This window comes from Sinorhizobium chiapasense (assembly GCF_045277575.1).
GTDB classification, from domain to species: Bacteria; Pseudomonadota; Alphaproteobacteria; order Rhizobiales; family Rhizobiaceae; genus Ensifer; species Ensifer chiapasense_A.
On record NZ_CP144205.1, the window covers coordinates 1,206,823 to 1,223,322 of the forward strand.

Genomic DNA, 16,500 nt, shown 5'->3' on the forward strand with positions numbered 1-16,500 from the left:
GAAGACCAAACGGCAGCACTCGTGCCGCCGTTCTCAATCTCGATCGCTCAGGGGGGGTGACGCGCAAGAACGTCATGCGCCTTCCATCTCCCGATCAGATGTCCAGGTTCTCGGCGAACACGGCGCGCTCCTGGATGAAGCGGAAGCGGGCATCGGCCTTCGTGCCCATGAGATTGTCCACCGCCTCGCGCGTGCCCTCGAAATCGATCTCGTCGATCTCCACCTTGAGAAGGGTGCGATGGGCCGGGTCCATCGTCGTTTCCTTGAGCTGTGCCGGCAGCATTTCGCCGAGGCCCTTGAAGCGACCGATCTCGACCTTGCCGCGACCGGCAAATTCGGTGCGCATCAGCTCTTCGCGATGCGCATCGTCGCGGGCATAGAGCGTCTTCGAGCCCTGGCTGATGCGGTAGAGGGGCGGTACGGCGAGATAGAGGTGGCCGCCGCGGATCAGCTCCGGCATCTCCTGGTAGAAGAAGGTGATCAGCAGCGAAGCGATATGCGCGCCGTCGACGTCGGCGTCGGTCATGATGATGATGCGCTCGTAGCGCAGATCCTCGTCGCGATACTTGGTCCGGGTGCCGCAGCCGAGCGCCTGGACGAGATCGGTGATCTGCTGGTTGGCGCTGAGCTTTTCGCGGCCCGCACTCGCAACGTTGAGGATCTTGCCGCGCAGCGGCAGGATCGCCTGGTTGGAGCGGTTGCGCGCCTGTTTTGCCGATCCACCTGCCGAATCCCCTTCGACGATGAAGAGTTCGGCGCCTTCTGCGGTGTTCTGCGAGCAGTCCGCCAGCTTGCCGGGCAGGCGCAGCTTGCGCACCGCCGTCTTGCGGTTGACTTCCTTCTCCTTGCGCCGGCGTACGCGCTCTTCGGCGCGCTCGATCACCCAGTCGAGCAGCTTGGCGGCTTCTCCCGGATTGTCGGCCAGGTAGTGATCGAAGGGGTCGCGAAGCGCGTTTTCGACGATGCGCTGCGCCTCGACAGTCGCGAGCTTGTCCTTCGTCTGGCCGACGAACTCCGGTTCGCGGATGAAGACCGACAGCATGCCCGCCGCCGAGATCATAACGTCGTCGGTGGTGATGATCGCCGCCCGCTTGTTTTGCGTCAGCTCGGCATAGCTCTTCAGGCCCTTGGTCAGCGCGATGCGGAAACCCGCCTCGTGCGTGCCGCCCTCGGGCGTCGGGATGGTGTTGCAGTAGGAATGCACCTGCTGGTCGCCGCCGTACCAGGTGACGGCCCATTCGAGCGAGCCGTGCCCGTTCGCTTTCTCCGACTTGCCGGCGAAAATCTCGCGGGTGACGGTGAATTCCTTGCCGAGCGTCGCGGCGAGATAGTCCTTCAGGCCGCCCGGGAAGTGGAAGACGGCCCTGTCCGGGATTTCCGAGCCTTCCTGCAGGAGCGACGGATCACAGGACCAGCGGATCTCGACGCCGCCGAAGAGATAGGCTTTCGAGCGCGCCATGCGGAACAGCCGCCCGGGCTCGAAATGCGCGTGCGGCCCGAAGATGTCCGGGTCCGGATGGAAGCGAACGCGGGTGCCGCGGCGGTTGTGCACGTCGCCGAGTTCTTCGAGCCCGCCCTGCGGAATACCGCGGGAGAAGCGCTGGCGATAGAGCTTGCGGTTGCGGGCGACCTCGACTTCGAGCGCATCGGACAGGGCGTTGACGACGGAAACGCCCACGCCGTGAAGACCGCCCGAGGTCTCATAGGCCTTGCCGTCGAACTTGCCGCCCGCGTGGAGCACGGTCATGACGACTTCGAGCGTGGACTTGCCCGGGAATTTCGGATGGTTCTCGACCGGAATACCGCGGCCGTTATCGGTCACCGTCAGGAAGCCGTCGGCATCGAGGTTGACTTCAATGAAGTTCGCGTGGCCGGCGACCGCTTCGTCCATCGAGTTGTCGATGACTTCGGCGAAGAGATGGTGCAGCGCCTTCTCGTCGGTGCCGCCGATATACATGCCCGGACGACGGCGAACCGGCTCCAGCCCTTCGAGCACCTCGATTGCCGAAGCGTCATAGTCGCTGCCATCACTGCCTTTCGGCGCAGGCCGCGGCTCTTCGCGCGCGACTGGTGCCACTGGCACCGCCGGCTTGGCGCTCGGCTGTGCAGGCTTGGGTTGCTCGGGCATTGAAAAGAGGTCGCTGTTGTCGTCCATGGGGCCGTTCGGGTCGTTCCTGTCGTCTGGGGATGCCGGAGGCCATAGCAAGACCTCGGCTTTGCCGCCATCCCCCGGCGGTCGAATCACCTGAATTCTGCCAGACTCTCACAGGATGCGCGAACAAAAGGAGAATGCTGGCCTTGGCCGGGGGCGAAATGCCGCCTTCATGGCCATGTCATGGAGCAAGTGTTGCTTTGGCGTCCGGGCGATGGCAAGGCTTTCGGCGAACGAGGGAGCCCGTCATTGGCCGTGTCCACAATTGTTTTTCCGTTTCGTCGGCTTTTGCTGGCCGTTGCCTTGTTTTCCGCGGCTTCCGTCGCCCAGGCACAGGCTCTGAAGCCCTTCAAGGACGAACTCTTCTCCTATGGCAAGGTGCTGCAGCAAAATGATGACGGCGACGACCTGACCGTCGATTATCAGGAACTGCGCGACATCAACGAAAGGGACGAGATCCCGGAGCGCCGGGTGAAGCGTGCCTATGTTTCGCTTGGCGTGAAGAGCGAGCAAGTCAATGAGACGCTCGACATTGGCGGCCGTTCGCTTGACGTGACCCGCGTCGGTCCCGACCGTGGCGCTGCCTTCACGGTGATCTTCATCCACGGCCGCGGCGGCGATCGCCGGCTCGGCACCAACGATTTTTCCTTTGGCGGCAACTTCAACCGGCTGAAGAACCTCGCTGTCGCCAACGGCGGCGCCTACTACGCGCCGAGCGTCCGCTCCTTCGATACATCAGGCGCTGCGGATATTGCCGGCCTGGTGAAGCACGCTTCCGAGCGATCCGGCGGTCGCCCCGTGGTGCTCGCCTGCGCCTCGATGGGAAGCTTCATCTGCTGGGGCGTTTCGCGCGATGCCTCTGCCGTGGCGGCTCTCGGCGGCATGATGGTGATGGGCGGCGTGAGCGATCCCGATTTCACCAAGAGCGCCGCCTACAAGGCAAAGCTGCCAATGTTCTTCAGCCACGGCAGCCGCGACAGCGTCTATCCGGCCGAAAGCCAGAGGTCGCTCTATCGCACGCTGAAGGCTCAGGGCTACCCGACACGCTTCGTGCTCTTCGAAACCGGATCGCATGGCACTCCGGTGCGCATGACCGATTGGCGCGATGCGTTGAACTGGATCGGTCGCCACTGACCTTGGTTGGCGCCGCTGACATTTGTTAACCAGCCCGACAGTTTCCGACCGAGATTGTAGGCCGTGTTTCCACTCTGGAAAGTTGAAGAGGTCATCATGCCCCGGCAATTATGGCTGGGGTGAATATCATGGACGCGCGCACCGAAACACGGCACGTTCCCCTATGTGTGGATCTGGACGGTACTTTGTTGGCCGCCGATACGCTGTGGGAAGGTGCGGCGATCATCCTCTTGCGCAATCCCCTGATGCTCATTCCCATGCTGTTCTGGCTGGCGAAGGGCAAGGCGCGGCTGAAGCATGAGGTGGCCTTGCGTTCCGGCCGCCGGGCTCAGGACTGGCCTTACCGCCAGGCCGTCATCGATCGGCTGGCGGAGGAAAGAAAAACCGGGCGCGAACTGGTGCTCGTCACCGGTGCGGCGCCGTCGGTCGCCAGAGACGTTGCCGATCATGTCGGGCTCTTTTCCTCGGTCATGCATTCGACCGATGCGCTCAATCTGACGAGTAGCCGCAAGCGCCAGGCTCTGGTCGATCGCTTCGGCGACGGTGCCTTCGACTATATGGGCAACAGCCGTGACGACATCGCCGTCTTCGAGGCGGCGCGGCGCGCGATCGTGGTCGCCCCGGATGCCGCCGCCGAAAAGTGGCGCCGCAATCATGATGCCGAGCGCCTGGATACTGGCAAGGTGAGCATGCTCGCCCCGCTGAAATCCATTCGGGTGCATCAATGGGCGAAGAACGTGCTCATCGGTGTGCCGATGATCCTCAATCACGAGGTCCTGCATCTCGACGCGATCGTCAGCGTCATCATTGCCTTCTTCGCGTTCAGTTTCCTCGCCTCGGCGGTCTACGTCATCAACGACCTTTCGGACCTTTCGAATGACCGCCGCCACGCGAAGAAACGTCACCGGCCGCTCGCAAGCGGCCAGATGTCGGTGCCGACGGCGCTCATTCTCGCCGCCTGCCTCATCATGGCGTCGCTGTCGCTGACGCTCGTGCTGCCGTGGAAATTCGCCGGTGTGCTGGCGTTCTATGCCTGCGCGACGACCGCCTATACCTTCGTGCTGAAGCGCAAGCTGCTGGTCGACGTCTTCACGCTTGCCGGCCTCTACACCACACGCATTGTTGCCGGTGCTGCGGCCACGGGCACGGAACTCTCCTTCTGGCTGGTCTCCTTCGCGATCTTCTTCTTCCTCAGCCTCGCGCTGGTGAAGCGCTATGTCGAGTTGCACGAGTTCGACGACAAGGACGGCGGCAACGTTCCGGGCCGCGGCTATCTCGCTGTCGATTTCGAGATGGTGGGGCAGGCCGGCGTCGCTTCCGCCTTCACCTCGGCCCTGGTCCTTGCGCTCTACGTGCACAGCAAGGAACTCCAGGAAATGTACACCACGCCCTGGGCGCTGTGGCCACTTTGCCCGCTGGTGCTCTATATGTTGTTGCGCATCTGGATGCTCGCGCGTCGCGGCATGCTGCATGAAGACCCCGTTGTCTTCATCATGCGTGACTGGCGCAGCCAATTGACCATGCTGGTCGGCGCGCTGTTGATCCTGTTTGGAGCCATCGGGCCGCAATGAGTTTGCTAGATCATGAAAGCTGGGGGCGGCTCGACAATCGCGCGCGGCCGGCCATCTCGCCTGACGACTACGAGGATCGTCTCGGCAGCCTGGACGTTGAAGGCTACTTGCCCTTCGGCAATGGCCGCAGCTATGGCGACAGTTGCCACAATGATCGGGGCACGCTGATCGAAAGCCGCCGGCATGACCGGATCATCGCCTTCGATCCCGGCACCGGCAACATGACCTGCGAGGCCGGCGTGACGTTGCGTCAGGTGCTCGAACGCGCGATCGAACATCGCTTCTTCCTGCCGGTCACCCCTGGCACGGCTTTCGTGACCGTCGGGGGCGCGCTTGCCAACGACGTGCACGGCAAGAACCACCATGCGCGCGGCACCTTCGGCAATCACGTGACAGGTTTCACGCTCCTGCGTTCGAATGGGGATCGGCTGACCTGTTCGCCGGAAGAGAACCCTGAACTCTACGCCGCGACCATTGGCGGCATGGGCCTGACGGGCTTGATCCTGACCGTGGATCTGCGGCTGATGAAGGTGCCGTCGCCGCATGTGCAGCAACATGCGATCCGCTTCGACAATCTCGACCAATACTTCGCGCTCGTCGATCGCGTCGACGAGGAGCACGAATATTCCGTTGCCTGGATCGATCAGCTCGCAACCGGTTCGCGCACGGGCAGGGGTGTACTGCTTGCCGGCGACCACGCCGATGGCTCCTGCGAGCTGCCCGATATTCCCAAGGGACTGAAGCTATCGGTGCCCTTCGCGCCGCCCTTCAACCTTCTGAATCGGGCAACGCTCAAGGCATTCAACGAATATTACTTCCGCAAGAAAAAGCCGGGTGAAACCGTGACGACGGTTCCCTGGACCTCCTATTTCTGTCCGCTGGATGCGATCGGCGCCTGGAACCGGCTTTACGGTCCGCGCGGTCTCTACCAGCACCAGAGCGTCTATCCGACGGAGCGCGCGCCGGAAATCACTGCGCAGCTCATGGAAACGGCCCGTATGGCAGGCCATGCGTCGTTCCTGACGGTTCTGAAGCGTTTCGGCGACATCGGCTCGCGCGGTCTTCTGTCCTTCCCGCGACCCGGTTTTACTTTGACATTGGACTTCGCCAATCAAGGTGAACGGACAGTAAAGCTCCTGGATGCGCTCGATCGCATCGTGATCGAGGCAGGCGGTGCGATCAATCCGTACAAGGATGCTCGCATGAGCCCGCAAGTCTTTGAAAAATCGTTCCCTTCCTGGAAAAAACTCGAGGCGCTGCGCGATCCTGCGCTCGTTTCCAACTTCTGGAAGCGCACGGCTCTGGCTTTGCCAGAATGAGAATGCAGACAATTTTATTCAATTAAACTTTCAATCTTCACGGAAAATCCGTCTCTTGCCCGTAAGTACATTTGCGGGACTGGGGAGTAAAACAATGAAATATATTCCATTCATTCTCTTTACGGTGCTTACCAACGCTGCCGCTCAGCTCATGCTGAAGCAAGGAATGATGACGCTCGGACCGATGTCGATGACCGCCGAAACGGCGATCGTCCGGCTGTTCCAGATCGTCTTCAACCCCTGGGTCTTTGCCGGCCTCGCGACCTTCGTCATTTCGATGGCGTCGCATCTCTATGTGCTGTCGAAGGTCGAGCTTTCCTTTGCCTATCCTTTCCTCAGCCTCGCTTACGTCGCCGTCGCGGTCTTCGCCTATTTCGTTTTCCGCGAGGACCTCAATACCTGGCGCATCGCCGGTATCGCGCTGATCTGCGCAGGAACCGTTCTCATCGCCCAGTCGGGCATCTCATCCCATGCCGATGACAAGCCGGCTGAAGCCGCCGGGGTGAGCACCGCAGAATTCGGGAGCAAGTCATGAAACACATCATCTTTGGTGGCGACGGCTTCGTTGGCCGTCACCTGGCGGAGCGCCTCGTCAAGGACGGCGAGGAAGTCGTGATCGCCGATATCGTCAAGTCCGACCTGCCGCATTACGGCCGCGCCCGCTTCGTCCATTGCGACGTCACCGATCTGGAATCTGTTCGGAAGGTCGGTATCGGCGCGGACGATATGATCTACAACATGGCGGCGAAGATGCTGTCGCCGCTGCAGATCCGCTCGAAACGGTGGGAATTCTTCTGGCCCGTCAACTATTACGGCGCCGAAAACATCATGAAGGCCATGGATGCCGCCGGTGCGTCGCGTTTGGTGCAGTTCACCACCGACATGATCTACGGCCATACGGTCCAGTCGCCGCAGACGGAGGATCACCCGGCAAAGCCGCTCGGCGAGTACGGTAAATCGAAGTGGGCGACGGAACAGCTTGCGGTGCAATGGCGCAAGCAGGGCATGAACATTTCGATCTTCCGCCCGCGCCTCATCATTGGCCCCGGCCGTCTCGGCATTCTCGAGAAACTGTTCAAGCTGATAGACATGAACCTGCCGGTGCCGATGATCGGCTCGGGCAAGGTGCCCTATCAGTTCATCTCGGTCTTCGATTGCGCCGAAGCCGCGCGCCTTGCCTGGAAGGGTGGCGTACCGAACGAAGCCTACAATCTCGGCTCCGACAACCCGCCTTCAGTGCGCGACCTGCTCGGCAATCTGATCAGGCATGCGGGTTCCAAGTCCTTCCTGCTGCCGACGCCCGCCTTCGCGGTCAAGCAGACGCTGGCCTTCTTCGACCTGATCAACAAGCCGATCATGGACCCGGAGCAGTATCTGATCGCCGACGAGATGTGCGTGCGCGAAACCGGCAAGCTGAAGCGCGAGCTCGGGTGGCGTGCCGAATACAATGACGGCGACATGCTGATCGCCGCCTATGACGAATATCGGGCGAAGAAGGTAGGCGCAGTTTCCGCCGCTGCCGTCGCCGTGCCGGCCGAGTGAGGGGAGACACCATGCTGGACATACCGAACCGTATCGCCGTTGCCGCCCCTTCGCTTGACGGTGGCGTGACCAAGCCCGATCTCATCTCCGTCGAACAGGCGAAAGCCATGTCGATCGGCGACATCACCACGGCTTTCAAGGAGCACCTGAACCCCGGACAGCTCCACTTCATGAAGCTTCTCGGCTTCCACAAGGTGAAAATCGAGAGCGCCGAAGGCATGTTCTACACCGACCAGAACGGCCGCAAGATCCTCGATTTCTTCGGCGGCTTCGGCTCGCTCGCTTTCGGCCACAACCATCCGCGCATCCTCGACGCCCGCCAGAAGTTCCAGGACGAAAAGCGCCACGAGATCGCAATCGCCTTCATGTCGCAATATGCGGCGGCGCTGGCGAAGAACATCGCTGCCTGCTCGCCCGGCGATCTCAACATGGTCTTTCTCGGATCCTCCGGTTCGGAAGCGATGGAGGCCGCGGTCAAGCTTGCCGAACGCGCCGCCGGTCCGAAGCGGCCGAAGGTCGTCTATGCGGAGAATTCCTTCCACGGCAAGACCAAGGGCGTGCTCGCCATCACCGATGGCCAGCTCTACCGTGCCGACTTCAAGGTCACCGACAACACGGTCCGCGTGCCCTTTGCCGATATCGACGCCGTGGAGAACGCCTTCAAATCCGACCCGGAGATCGGCGTCATCGTGCTCGAAACCATCCAGGGCGGCGGCGGCATCATCCAGGCGCCGGCCGAATACTGGCAGAAGCTGCGCGCGCTCTGCGACCAATACGGGGTGCTCTGGGTCGCCGACGAAGTGCAGTGCGGCTATGGCCGCTCCGGCCGCTTCTATGCCTTCGAGCACTACGGCGTCGTGCCCGATGTGACCGCGCTTGCCAAGTCGCTCGGCGCCGGCAAGGCGGCCGTTGGCGCGATGATCGCCCGCCGCGAAGTCTACATGAAGGCCTATGGCACGCCGAAGACGGCGATGATCCACGCCATGGCAACCTTCGGCGGCATGGGCGAGGCCTGCGTGACGGCGATCGAAGGCATCAACGTGCTCTACGACGAACACCTGATCGATCGTGCCGCCGACAGCGGCGACTATCTGCTCGAGCGCCTGCAGGCGCTGAAGGAGAAGTATCCGAAGGTCATCAAGGACGTGCGCGGCAAGGGGCTGATGGTCGGCCTCGAGTTCCAGGACTTCAGCCAGACGCTGCCGATGGTGCTGCGCCCTGTCGTCTCGATGCTCGACGACAAGCTCAAGGGCTCGCTCTCGGGCTTCATCGGTGCGCTGCTGCTGCGCGATTACGACGTGCTGGTGGCTTTCACCGAATACAATCGCAACGTCATCCGCCTCGAGCCGCCGCTGATCTGCGAGCGCGCCCATGTCGACCAGTTCATCGCTGCGCTGGACGACCTGCTCGGCCGTGGCATCGTACGTATCGTCAAGGATTTCGTTGGCAGCCAGATCGGCTGAACGACGAGCCTATACTCTTGCCAAGGGCAGGGGCGTTCACCGCCTCTGCCCTTTGATGTTCATGTCGAATTCGACGACGTTGGAATAGATCGGCGTGCCGACATCCATGCCGTAGGGCGAGCGGTGGATATTGCCGCGGATGTTGAAAGCGATCGAGCTGCGATTCCAGTCAAGCAGCGTGACGGAGAAGCGCTCCTTGCGGGAGGTCCCGCGGGCCGTCAATGTTCCCTCGACCGCCGCCGTATCGGGGCCGGTTTGCTTCACGTTCGTCGAGCGGAAGGTGACGGTGCTGTAGTTGGCGGTATCGAAGACGGCGCTCGATTTCAGGAAATCCTCAACACGCTTCTCTCCCGTTTTCACGCTCTCCGGATAAAGCGTGAACTCAACCGTCGAGTGGCCGACATCATTTCGGTCTATGCGGAAACTGCCGGAAAATTTGCCGAAGTCACCGACAATTCCTCCTCCGCCGCCGGCCTGTGCTACCGTGAAATGGATGCGGGAGGCAGAGGTGATGCCATAGTTGCCGGCGGCGTCGGCAAGGTCTGGCGCGGCGGCGAAGGCGAGTGACGGACCGACGGGCATGACCGCCAGAAAGGCGAGCGCTATTGCCCTGGGTGATGGTTGCAGGCGCAGTGTCATGGTTTTTTCCTTCCAGCGATCACCGGATCCGAGCCCGCCGCTTGGGAGCGTTTGCGGCGGTGCGATCCGGCCGACAGCATGCGAACGAGGACGTCGTCCCGGCGCGCGAAGTGGTGGTAGAGGGCGGCCAATGCGTGAAACGCGACAAAAGCGAGGAGCAGGTAGGCGAGCGACATATGGACGAGCGTCCAGAAGTCCTCGGCCGGCGCCGATTTCGCCATCGGTAGATGCGGTATGATGAACCAATTGAAATAGAAGCTGGGAATGTCCAACGTCGAGGTCGACGCGACGGCCCAGCCGGCGAGCGGGACCGCGAGAGCAAGCCCGATGAGCACGATATGCGTGATGCTGCCGGCACGCTGTTCAAGCGGGCTGAGGCCTGCCGGCGGTTGGGGGCGGAGCTCGACCAGATGCCAGAGGGCGCGGATCGCCGCCAGGCCAAGCGCGGTGAAACCCAGCGACTTGTGCCACTGGTAAAGCGAAAACTGCAGCGCTGGATCGATCGGAACCCGGCTCATGATGAAGCCGAGGGCGAGTAAGGCAAGAATGATCGCCGCAATCGTCCAGTGAAGGACGATGGTGACCCAGCCGAACCCGGCTTTGTCGTTGCGCAACATGATCGTCTCCGTGTTCACCAGCCCGGCCGCTACAACTCGGTTACGGCGATGAGACCCATGAGCCCATGCTTTTATTCGCCGATAATACCGTAAAATTGCACTGCGATCTTGTTGACGTCGGCAAGCTGTGGTCCACTTGCAGTGGAGGGGGACACGGAGGAGTTGTTCCCGGGAGCAGTTGGGCTGGCATACATGACGAAGAAAAAGACGACACCAATGAGTCCGCATGAGCGGGAGGCCTACGAACATGCACGTAAGGGCATCCGCTTTGGAACCGAAGCCAAATATGGCGAGGCGATCGACGCCTGGCGTCTGGCGTCCGACATAGCCGACGCGCACCTCGCTTTCACGGACATGTATTACTGGGTCAAAAGCGGCTACGGCGCGGCACTTTGCGATGCCGGGCAATACCGGGAGAGCATTGCCGTCTCGCTGCTGGCCCGAGAATGGACCTTGGAGCGGCGCCAGCCGCTCTCGTCACTTTCGATCGCGCGCTCCTACCTCGCTCTTGGCGAAGGCGAGGCAGCCGCGCCTTACCTCCGCGAGGTTCATGGCTTGATCGGCGATGCGATCTTCGAGCAGTTCGACGAAGATCTGGAGGCGGACGTTCACGCGGCGATTGCCGGCCTGGAGAACGGCGGAACGCAGCCGGCAGCAGGTCGACCGAAGTGACGTCGGGTTCCTAAGCCGGAGCCACGACCACCACCGCACCGGATTTCACCGGCGTTCGCCACTGCGAACGGGCAGGCGTTTTCTCGCCATGATTTCATTTTACGCGCCAATTGCCCTTTTTGCGGGTGATTCGATGCCGACCTCCCGGCCTCGGCTTTTTTACATTTTGATTTTTCTTAGGAGTTTCCCAATGCGTGAAACCGTATTGACGTCTGATGCCGAGATTAGCCTCCGGCGCATTTCAGCCGCGACCGTCTGTGACGTCTGCGAGCTCAGCGAAACGCTGAGCGACGAACAGCGCGACATGGTAGCGGACAACGGCACCTCGATCGCCGAGGCCCATTTTTCCGAGAATGCCTGGTTCCGCGCAATCTATGCTGAAGAGACGCTGGTCGGCTTCATCATGCTGCATGAAGGTTCCGACTGGGACGACGGCATCGATTGCCCCGGCGTCTATCTCTGGCGCTTCATGATTGCCCGTCCGTATCAGGGCAGGGGCTTTGGCAAGCAGGCGATCGCCCTTGTCGTGCGCGATCTGAAAGCCCGCGGTGTTCGCGAACTCTACACGAGCTACGGTCAGGGTCCCGGCAGCCCCGAAGGATTTTATCGTGGCCTCGGTTTTGAGCTGACGGGCGAGCATTATGATAACGAGCTTGAGGCCGTGCTGAGGTTTTCGAACCGTGCGGACATGGGCGTCGGCCGCATGCCTGCCGATACTATTTTATGAGTAGGACAATGAGTAACGATCTACACGAGGCCAATCGCCTCTCCTGGAACGCGGCGACGGTCGCGCATAACAGCCACAAGGGCGATCAGGCGGCGTTTTTTCGCGCGGGCGGCTCCACGCTCTATCCTGAAGAAATCGACTTGCTCGGCGACATGACCGGGCTGGAGCTTCTCCATCTCCAATGCAACTCCGGCCAGGACAGCCTGAGTCTCGCCCGCCTCGGCGCCCGGGTCACTGGTGTCGATATCTCGGACGAGGCGATCGCCTTTGCGACGCGGCTTTCCGAAGAAAGCGGGATTGCGGCCAGCTTCGAACGGTCCGACCTGTTCGAATGGTTCGAGCGTGCGGTGGCGGACGGACGGCGGTTCGATCGCGTCTTTGCGTCCTACGGCACCATCTGCTGGCTGTCGGATCTCGGCATCTGGGCCCGCGGCATAGCCGACGTGCTAAGGCCGGGCGGGCGCTTCGCCTTCATCGAGTTCCATCCCTTCGCGATGGTCTTCGACCCGGGCTGGAAGCCGCACTACGACTATGCTCCCAAGGACCCGGTCGCAGAAGCGGGTGTCGGCGACTATGTCGCCGATTCCGGCACTGGCCTTGCAATCGGCGGCTACCAGGAGGGTGTCGTGGGCTTTACCAATCCCCACCCATCCTTCGAGTTCAACTGGGGTATCGCCGACGTGATCCAGGCGCTCATCGATGCCGGACTCCGGATCGAACGCCTGACGGAATATCCCTATGCCAACGGCTGGGTCGGTTTCGAAGGCATGCGAGACCTCGGTGGCCGGCGCCTGGCGCCGCCGGCAACCATGCCAAGCCTGCCTTTGATGTACTCGATTGGAGCGGCAAAACCGGAAGGCAAGCAGGGAGCCGGTGATGGTGCCGCGCCCGTCGCCATTCGCCCCTGGCGTCCGGAGGAAGGCGAACGGTTGCTTGCAATCTGGCTCGCCGCATCGCGTATCGGCCATCCGTTTCTCGGTGAGGCGCGTCTTATCGAGCAGCAGCAGTTGGTACGGGACACTTACCTGCCGATGGCAGACAATTGGGTCGCCGAGATCGACGGGCAGGTCGTGGGCTTCATCGGGCTGATCGATAACTTCATTGGCGGACTGTTCGTCGATCCGGACATCCACGGCGCCGGCATCGGTCGCGCCCTCGTCGAGAATGCCGCCGCGCGCCTCGGGCAACTCGAAGTCAGTGTCTACGCGGACAATCAGGCCGCCGTCGACTTCTACCGTCGCCGCGGCTTCGTCGAAACCGGGCGCAGAGAGACGGACGACGAAGGACTGCCTTTCGCCGTGATCGCCATGACGCGCAGCGCATGACAAACCCGCGCGATGGGGCGGTGCAACCCGCCTCACCGCACGGGAATAATCGCCGGCAGCGCTTTTATTTGCCTGCCGCATTTGCTAGGCCGCTTCCGGAGAAAAGCATAAGATCCGGAGGAAATTGCATGACGCCCGATATCCGCCCGCTCGTCGCCGGCAATTGGAAGATGAACGGAACCCGCGCCTCGCTCGATCAGATCAAGACGATGGCCGAAGGGGTCAAGGGCGAGCTCTCCGCCAAGGTCGAAACGCTGATCTGCCCGCCGGCAACCCTGCTCTATGTGGCAACGGCGCTCTGCGACGACAGCCCGCTGATGATCGGCGCGCAGGATTGCCATCAGAAGCAGTCGGGTGCCCACACCGGCGACGTTTCCGCCGAAATGATCGCCGATTGCTTCGGCACCCACGTTATCGTCGGTCATTCCGAGCGCCGCACCGACCACGCCGAAAGCGATGCGCTGGTTCGCGCGAAGACCGAAGCGGCGCATGCCGCCGAGCTCGTGGCGATCGTCTGCATCGGCGAGACCGGCGATGAGCGCAAGTCTGGCAAGACGCTCGATGTTCTGAAGCGCCAACTCGCCGAGAGCCTGCCGGATGCGGCGACCGCCGAAAACACCGTCATCGCCTACGAACCCGTCTGGGCGATCGGTACCGGCCTGACCCCGACGGCGGCCGATGTCGAGGAGGCGCATGCCTTCATGCGCAAGGAACTCGTTTCGCGCTTCGGCAACGCCGGAGCCAGGATGCGCATCCTCTATGGCGGTTCGGTCAAGCCGTCCAATGCCAAGGAGCTGATGGGCGTCGCCAATGTCGACGGTGCCCTGATCGGCGGCGCGAGCTTGAAAGCGGAAGACTTCCTCGCCATCTACCGGGCTTATGAAGAATTGACGGCCTGATCGCGCGCATCGCCGGGCAGGGGCTTGGAATGGCGCACGGCATGGTATAAAGAGGCGCGAAAATTGCGCCCGGCCATGCCGAGTTTGCGCATGGTTTGATTCGTGTGCCCAAAGGGCAGGACTGGAAGCTGATGCAGACCGTACTACTCGTCATCTATCTCATGGTCGTCGTCGCCCTGATCGGCGTCGTTCTCATCCAGCGTTCCGAAGGCGGTGGTCTCGGCATCGGCGGCGGCTCGGGCTTCATGTCCGCGCGCGGCACGGCCAATGCGCTGACCCGCACGACCGCAATCCTCGCGGCCATGTTCTTCGTTCTGGCGCTTGCCATGGGTATCCTTGCTCGCTACCAGCCGCAGGCGACCGACATCCTCGATCGTATCCCGGGCACCAGCTCCAACGGTGGCGGCGTTCTCAATTCGCTCGGCGGCGGCAATACCCAGGCTCCCGCCGGTGGTGCGACGCAGCAGCAGCCGGCAACTGCCCCGGCAACGGGCAACGGTGTCCCCTCGACGGCACCGGCAACGTCGGGCCAAGCTCCGGCAGGCGGCGCAACGACCGAGACGCCCGCCAACAACAATTCGGGATCGCAAGTTCCCAGCGGCCAATAAGGTCGCAATTCTAAAGAACCCGCCGGCGGATGTTTCATCCGCCGGTTTTGTTTTGTGTGAAATCTGCCTCCATCCCAAGGCGAAAAGTTCTGGAACATGAATTTTTCGGTGGCGGAATCATTTGTGAAAAGGTATCCGGTGACTCCCATGGCGCGATATGTATTCATCACTGGCGGCGTGGTTTCCTCCCTCGGAAAAGGCATCGCTGCAGCGGCTCTCGGAGCACTGCTGCAGGCGCGTGGCTACCGGGTGAGACTGCGCAAGCTCGACCCCTACCTCAACGTTGATCCGGGCACCATGAGCCCGACCCAGCACGGCGAGGTTTTCGTAACCGACGATGGCGCGGAGACCGATCTCGATCTCGGCCACTATGAACGCTTCACGGGGCGTTCGGCGACAAAAACCGACAACATCACCACGGGCCGGATCTACAAGAACATCATCGACAAGGAACGGCGCGGCGACTATCTCGGCGCGACGGTTCAGGTGATCCCGCACGTCACCAATGAAATCAAGAACTTCGTCACCGAAGGCAATGACGACTACGACTTCGTGCTCTGTGAAATCGGCGGCACGGTCGGCGACATCGAAGCGATGCCGTTCATGGAGGCGATCCGCCAGCTCGGCAACGACCTGCCGCGCGGCACCGCAGTTTACGTCCATCTGACACTGATGCCCTATATTCCGGCAGCCGGCGAGCTCAAGACCAAGCCAACGCAGCATTCGGTCAAGGAACTGCAGGCGCTCGGCATTCATCCCGATATCCTGCTCGTTCGCGCCGACCGCGAAATTCCGGAAGCCGAGCGTCGCAAGCTTTCGCTGTTCTGCAACGTCCGCCAGTCGGCCGTTATCCAGGCGCTCGACGTTGCCTCGATCTATGACGTTCCGATCGCCTACCACAAGGAAGGCCTCGACAACGAAGTGCTCGCCGCCTTCGGTATCGAGCCGGCGCCGAAGCCGCGCATGGAAGCCTGGGAACGCGTTGCCGACCGGATCCGCACGCCGGAAGGCGAAGTGACGATCGCGATCGTCGGCAAGTATACGGGCCTCAAGGATGCCTACAAGTCGCTGATCGAAGCGCTTTACCACGGCGGTATCGCCAACCGGGTGAAGGTCAAACTCGAGTGGATCGAGTCGGAAGTCTTCGAGAAGGAAGATCCCGCACCCTATCTCGAAAAGGTGCATGGCATCCTCGTTCCCGGCGGTTTCGGCGAGCGTGGCTCCGAGGGCAAGATCAACGCGGCGCGCTTTGCCCGCGAGCGCAAGGTGCCCTATTTCGGCATCTGCTTCGGCATGCAGATGGCGGTCGTGGAAGCGGCCCGCAATCTCGCCGGCATCGAGAAGGCTTCGTCCACGGAGTTCGGTCCGACCAAGGAGCCGGTCGTCGGCCTGATGACCGAATGGGTGAAAGGTAACGAACTCGAGAAGCGTTCCGCCTCCGGCGATCTCGGCGGCACGATGCGTCTCGGCGCCTATCGCGCGTCGCTCAAGGGCAATACAAAGATCGCCGAGATCTATGGTTCGACCGACATTTCAGAGCGCCACCGCCACCGCTACGAAGTCAACGTCGACTACAAGGATCGCCTCGAGTCCTGTGGCCTCGTTTTCTCCGGCATGTCGCCGGACGGCGTCCTGCCGGAAACGGTCGAATATCCGGATCATCCGTGGTTCATAGGCGTCCAGTACCACCCGGAATTGAAGTCGCGCCCGCTCGACCCGCATCCGCTGTTTGCGAGCTTCGTCGAAGCGGCACTGGAACAGTCCCGCCTCGTCTAAGTCGGGATTGCAGGAACCATGAAGGGCCGGTCGCGAGACCGGCCTTTTTCATATGC

The 16,500-nt window shown here is 61.9% G+C and carries 15 protein-coding genes; 12 read left to right on the forward strand and 3 right to left on the reverse strand.

All coding sequences use genetic code 11. The features are described from left to right. Positions 1–94: 94 nt before the first annotated feature. Positions 95–2,155, reverse strand: a complete 2,061-nt coding sequence (gene parE, locus QM996_RS05920; RefSeq protein WP_500269659.1) for a DNA topoisomerase IV subunit B — start codon at positions 2,153–2,155, stop codon at positions 95–97. A gap of 252 nt (positions 2,156–2,407) precedes the next feature. Here parE and QM996_RS05925 point away from each other — a divergent pair, with 252 nt between their 5' ends. The 6 genes from QM996_RS05925 (at position 2,408) to QM996_RS05950 (ending at position 9,181) form a co-directional block, all read left to right on the forward strand. After that, positions 2,408–3,286, forward strand: coding sequence for an alpha/beta hydrolase (locus tag QM996_RS05925; protein WP_500269660.1), 879 nt, complete (start codon positions 2,408–2,410; stop codon positions 3,284–3,286). 128 nt (positions 3,287–3,414) lie between these two features. Further along, positions 3,415–4,857, forward strand: coding sequence for a UbiA family prenyltransferase (locus QM996_RS05930; protein WP_500269661.1), 1,443 nt, complete (start codon positions 3,415–3,417; stop codon positions 4,855–4,857). Then, positions 4,854–6,176, forward strand: a complete 1,323-nt coding sequence (locus QM996_RS05935; protein ID WP_500269662.1) for an FAD-binding oxidoreductase — start codon at positions 4,854–4,856, stop codon at positions 6,174–6,176. The genes QM996_RS05930 and QM996_RS05935 overlap by 4 nt, the downstream gene beginning before the upstream one ends. Before the next feature lie 94 nt (positions 6,177–6,270). Continuing rightward, positions 6,271–6,711, forward strand: a complete 441-nt coding sequence (locus QM996_RS05940; protein WP_500269663.1) for a DMT family transporter — start codon at positions 6,271–6,273, stop codon at positions 6,709–6,711. Further along, positions 6,708–7,718 carry an NAD-dependent epimerase/dehydratase family protein gene (locus tag QM996_RS05945; protein WP_500269664.1) on the forward strand — a complete coding sequence of 337 codons (1,011 nt, stop codon included), beginning with the start codon at positions 6,708–6,710 and terminating at the stop codon, positions 7,716–7,718. The genes QM996_RS05940 and QM996_RS05945 overlap by 4 nt, the downstream gene beginning before the upstream one ends. 11 nt (positions 7,719–7,729) lie before the next feature. Further along, on the forward strand, positions 7,730–9,181 hold the full coding sequence (locus tag QM996_RS05950) for an aspartate aminotransferase family protein (RefSeq protein WP_500269665.1): 1,452 nt from the start codon (positions 7,730–7,732) through the stop codon (positions 9,179–9,181). Between the two features lie 36 nt (positions 9,182–9,217). Here QM996_RS05950 and QM996_RS05955 read toward each other — a convergent pair whose 3' ends face one another. Both QM996_RS05955 and QM996_RS05960 read right to left on the reverse strand, forming a co-directional pair. After that, positions 9,218–9,763: a YceI family protein gene (locus tag QM996_RS05955; RefSeq protein WP_500270258.1), complete on the reverse strand. Its 546-nt coding sequence runs from the start codon at positions 9,761–9,763 to the stop codon at positions 9,218–9,220. Positions 9,764–9,816: 53 nt separating this feature from the next. Continuing rightward, positions 9,817–10,437, reverse strand: a complete 621-nt coding sequence (locus tag QM996_RS05960; RefSeq protein ID WP_500269666.1) for a cytochrome b — start codon at positions 10,435–10,437, stop codon at positions 9,817–9,819. 192 nt (positions 10,438–10,629) lie between these two features. On the opposite strand from QM996_RS05960, the gene QM996_RS05965 reads away from it, so the two are divergent. The 6 genes from QM996_RS05965 to pyrG all read left to right on the forward strand — a co-directional run bounded on the left by QM996_RS05965 (position 10,630) and on the right by pyrG (position 16,444). Next, entirely contained in the window at positions 10,630–11,109 is a 480-nt protein-coding gene (locus QM996_RS05965; protein ID WP_500269667.1) for a hypothetical protein, read from the forward strand. Between the two features lie 190 nt (positions 11,110–11,299). Beyond that, positions 11,300–11,836 carry a GNAT family N-acetyltransferase gene (locus tag QM996_RS05970; RefSeq protein ID WP_500269668.1) on the forward strand — a complete coding sequence of 179 codons (537 nt, stop codon included), beginning with the start codon at positions 11,300–11,302 and terminating at the stop codon, positions 11,834–11,836. Between the two features lie 8 nt (positions 11,837–11,844). Next, on the forward strand, positions 11,845–13,161 hold the full coding sequence (locus tag QM996_RS05975) for a GNAT family N-acetyltransferase (protein WP_500269669.1): 1,317 nt from the start codon (positions 11,845–11,847) through the stop codon (positions 13,159–13,161). 128 nt (positions 13,162–13,289) lie between these two features. Next, complete coding sequence (gene tpiA, locus QM996_RS05980; RefSeq protein WP_500269670.1) at positions 13,290–14,060, forward strand: triose-phosphate isomerase; 771 nt, start codon at positions 13,290–13,292, stop codon at positions 14,058–14,060. A gap of 131 nt (positions 14,061–14,191) precedes the next feature. Next, complete coding sequence (gene secG / locus QM996_RS05985) at positions 14,192–14,668, forward strand: preprotein translocase subunit SecG (RefSeq protein ID WP_500269671.1); 477 nt, start codon at positions 14,192–14,194, stop codon at positions 14,666–14,668. Between the two features lie 138 nt (positions 14,669–14,806). Continuing rightward, positions 14,807–16,444, forward strand: coding sequence for a CTP synthase (pyrG, locus tag QM996_RS05990; RefSeq protein WP_312033043.1), 1,638 nt, complete (start codon positions 14,807–14,809; stop codon positions 16,442–16,444). The last annotated feature ends 56 nt before the right edge of the window (positions 16,445–16,500 follow it).

Excerpts from the sequence above, each read along its gene's own strand:
- QM996_RS05950 (WP_500269665.1), top strand. The coding sequence starts at position 7,730 with ATGCTGGACATACCGAACCGTATCGCCGTTGCCGCCCCTTCGCTTGAC.
- QM996_RS05940 (WP_500269663.1), top strand. The coding sequence starts at position 6,271 with ATGAAATATATTCCATTCATTCTCTTTACGGTGCTTACCAACGCTGCC.
- QM996_RS05945 (WP_500269664.1), top strand. The coding sequence starts at position 6,708 with ATGAAACACATCATCTTTGGTGGCGACGGCTTCGTTGGCCGTCACCTG.
- parE (WP_500269659.1), bottom strand. The coding sequence starts at position 2,155 with ATGGACGACAACAGCGACCTCTTTTCAATGCCCGAGCAACCCAAGCCT.
- QM996_RS05935 (WP_500269662.1), top strand. The coding sequence starts at position 4,854 with ATGAGTTTGCTAGATCATGAAAGCTGGGGGCGGCTCGACAATCGCGCG.
- QM996_RS05970 (WP_500269668.1), top strand. The coding sequence starts at position 11,300 with ATGCGTGAAACCGTATTGACGTCTGATGCCGAGATTAGCCTCCGGCGC.
- QM996_RS05930 (WP_500269661.1), top strand. The coding sequence starts at position 3,415 with ATGGACGCGCGCACCGAAACACGGCACGTTCCCCTATGTGTGGATCTG.
- QM996_RS05965 (WP_500269667.1), top strand. The coding sequence starts at position 10,630 with ATGACGAAGAAAAAGACGACACCAATGAGTCCGCATGAGCGGGAGGCC.
- secG (WP_500269671.1), top strand. The coding sequence starts at position 14,192 with ATGCAGACCGTACTACTCGTCATCTATCTCATGGTCGTCGTCGCCCTG.
- QM996_RS05960 (WP_500269666.1), bottom strand. The coding sequence starts at position 10,437 with ATGTTGCGCAACGACAAAGCCGGGTTCGGCTGGGTCACCATCGTCCTT.
- QM996_RS05955 (WP_500270258.1), bottom strand. The coding sequence starts at position 9,763 with ATGCCCGTCGGTCCGTCACTCGCCTTCGCCGCCGCGCCAGACCTTGCC.
- tpiA (WP_500269670.1), top strand. The coding sequence starts at position 13,290 with ATGACGCCCGATATCCGCCCGCTCGTCGCCGGCAATTGGAAGATGAAC.
- QM996_RS05975 (WP_500269669.1), top strand. The coding sequence starts at position 11,845 with ATGAGTAACGATCTACACGAGGCCAATCGCCTCTCCTGGAACGCGGCG.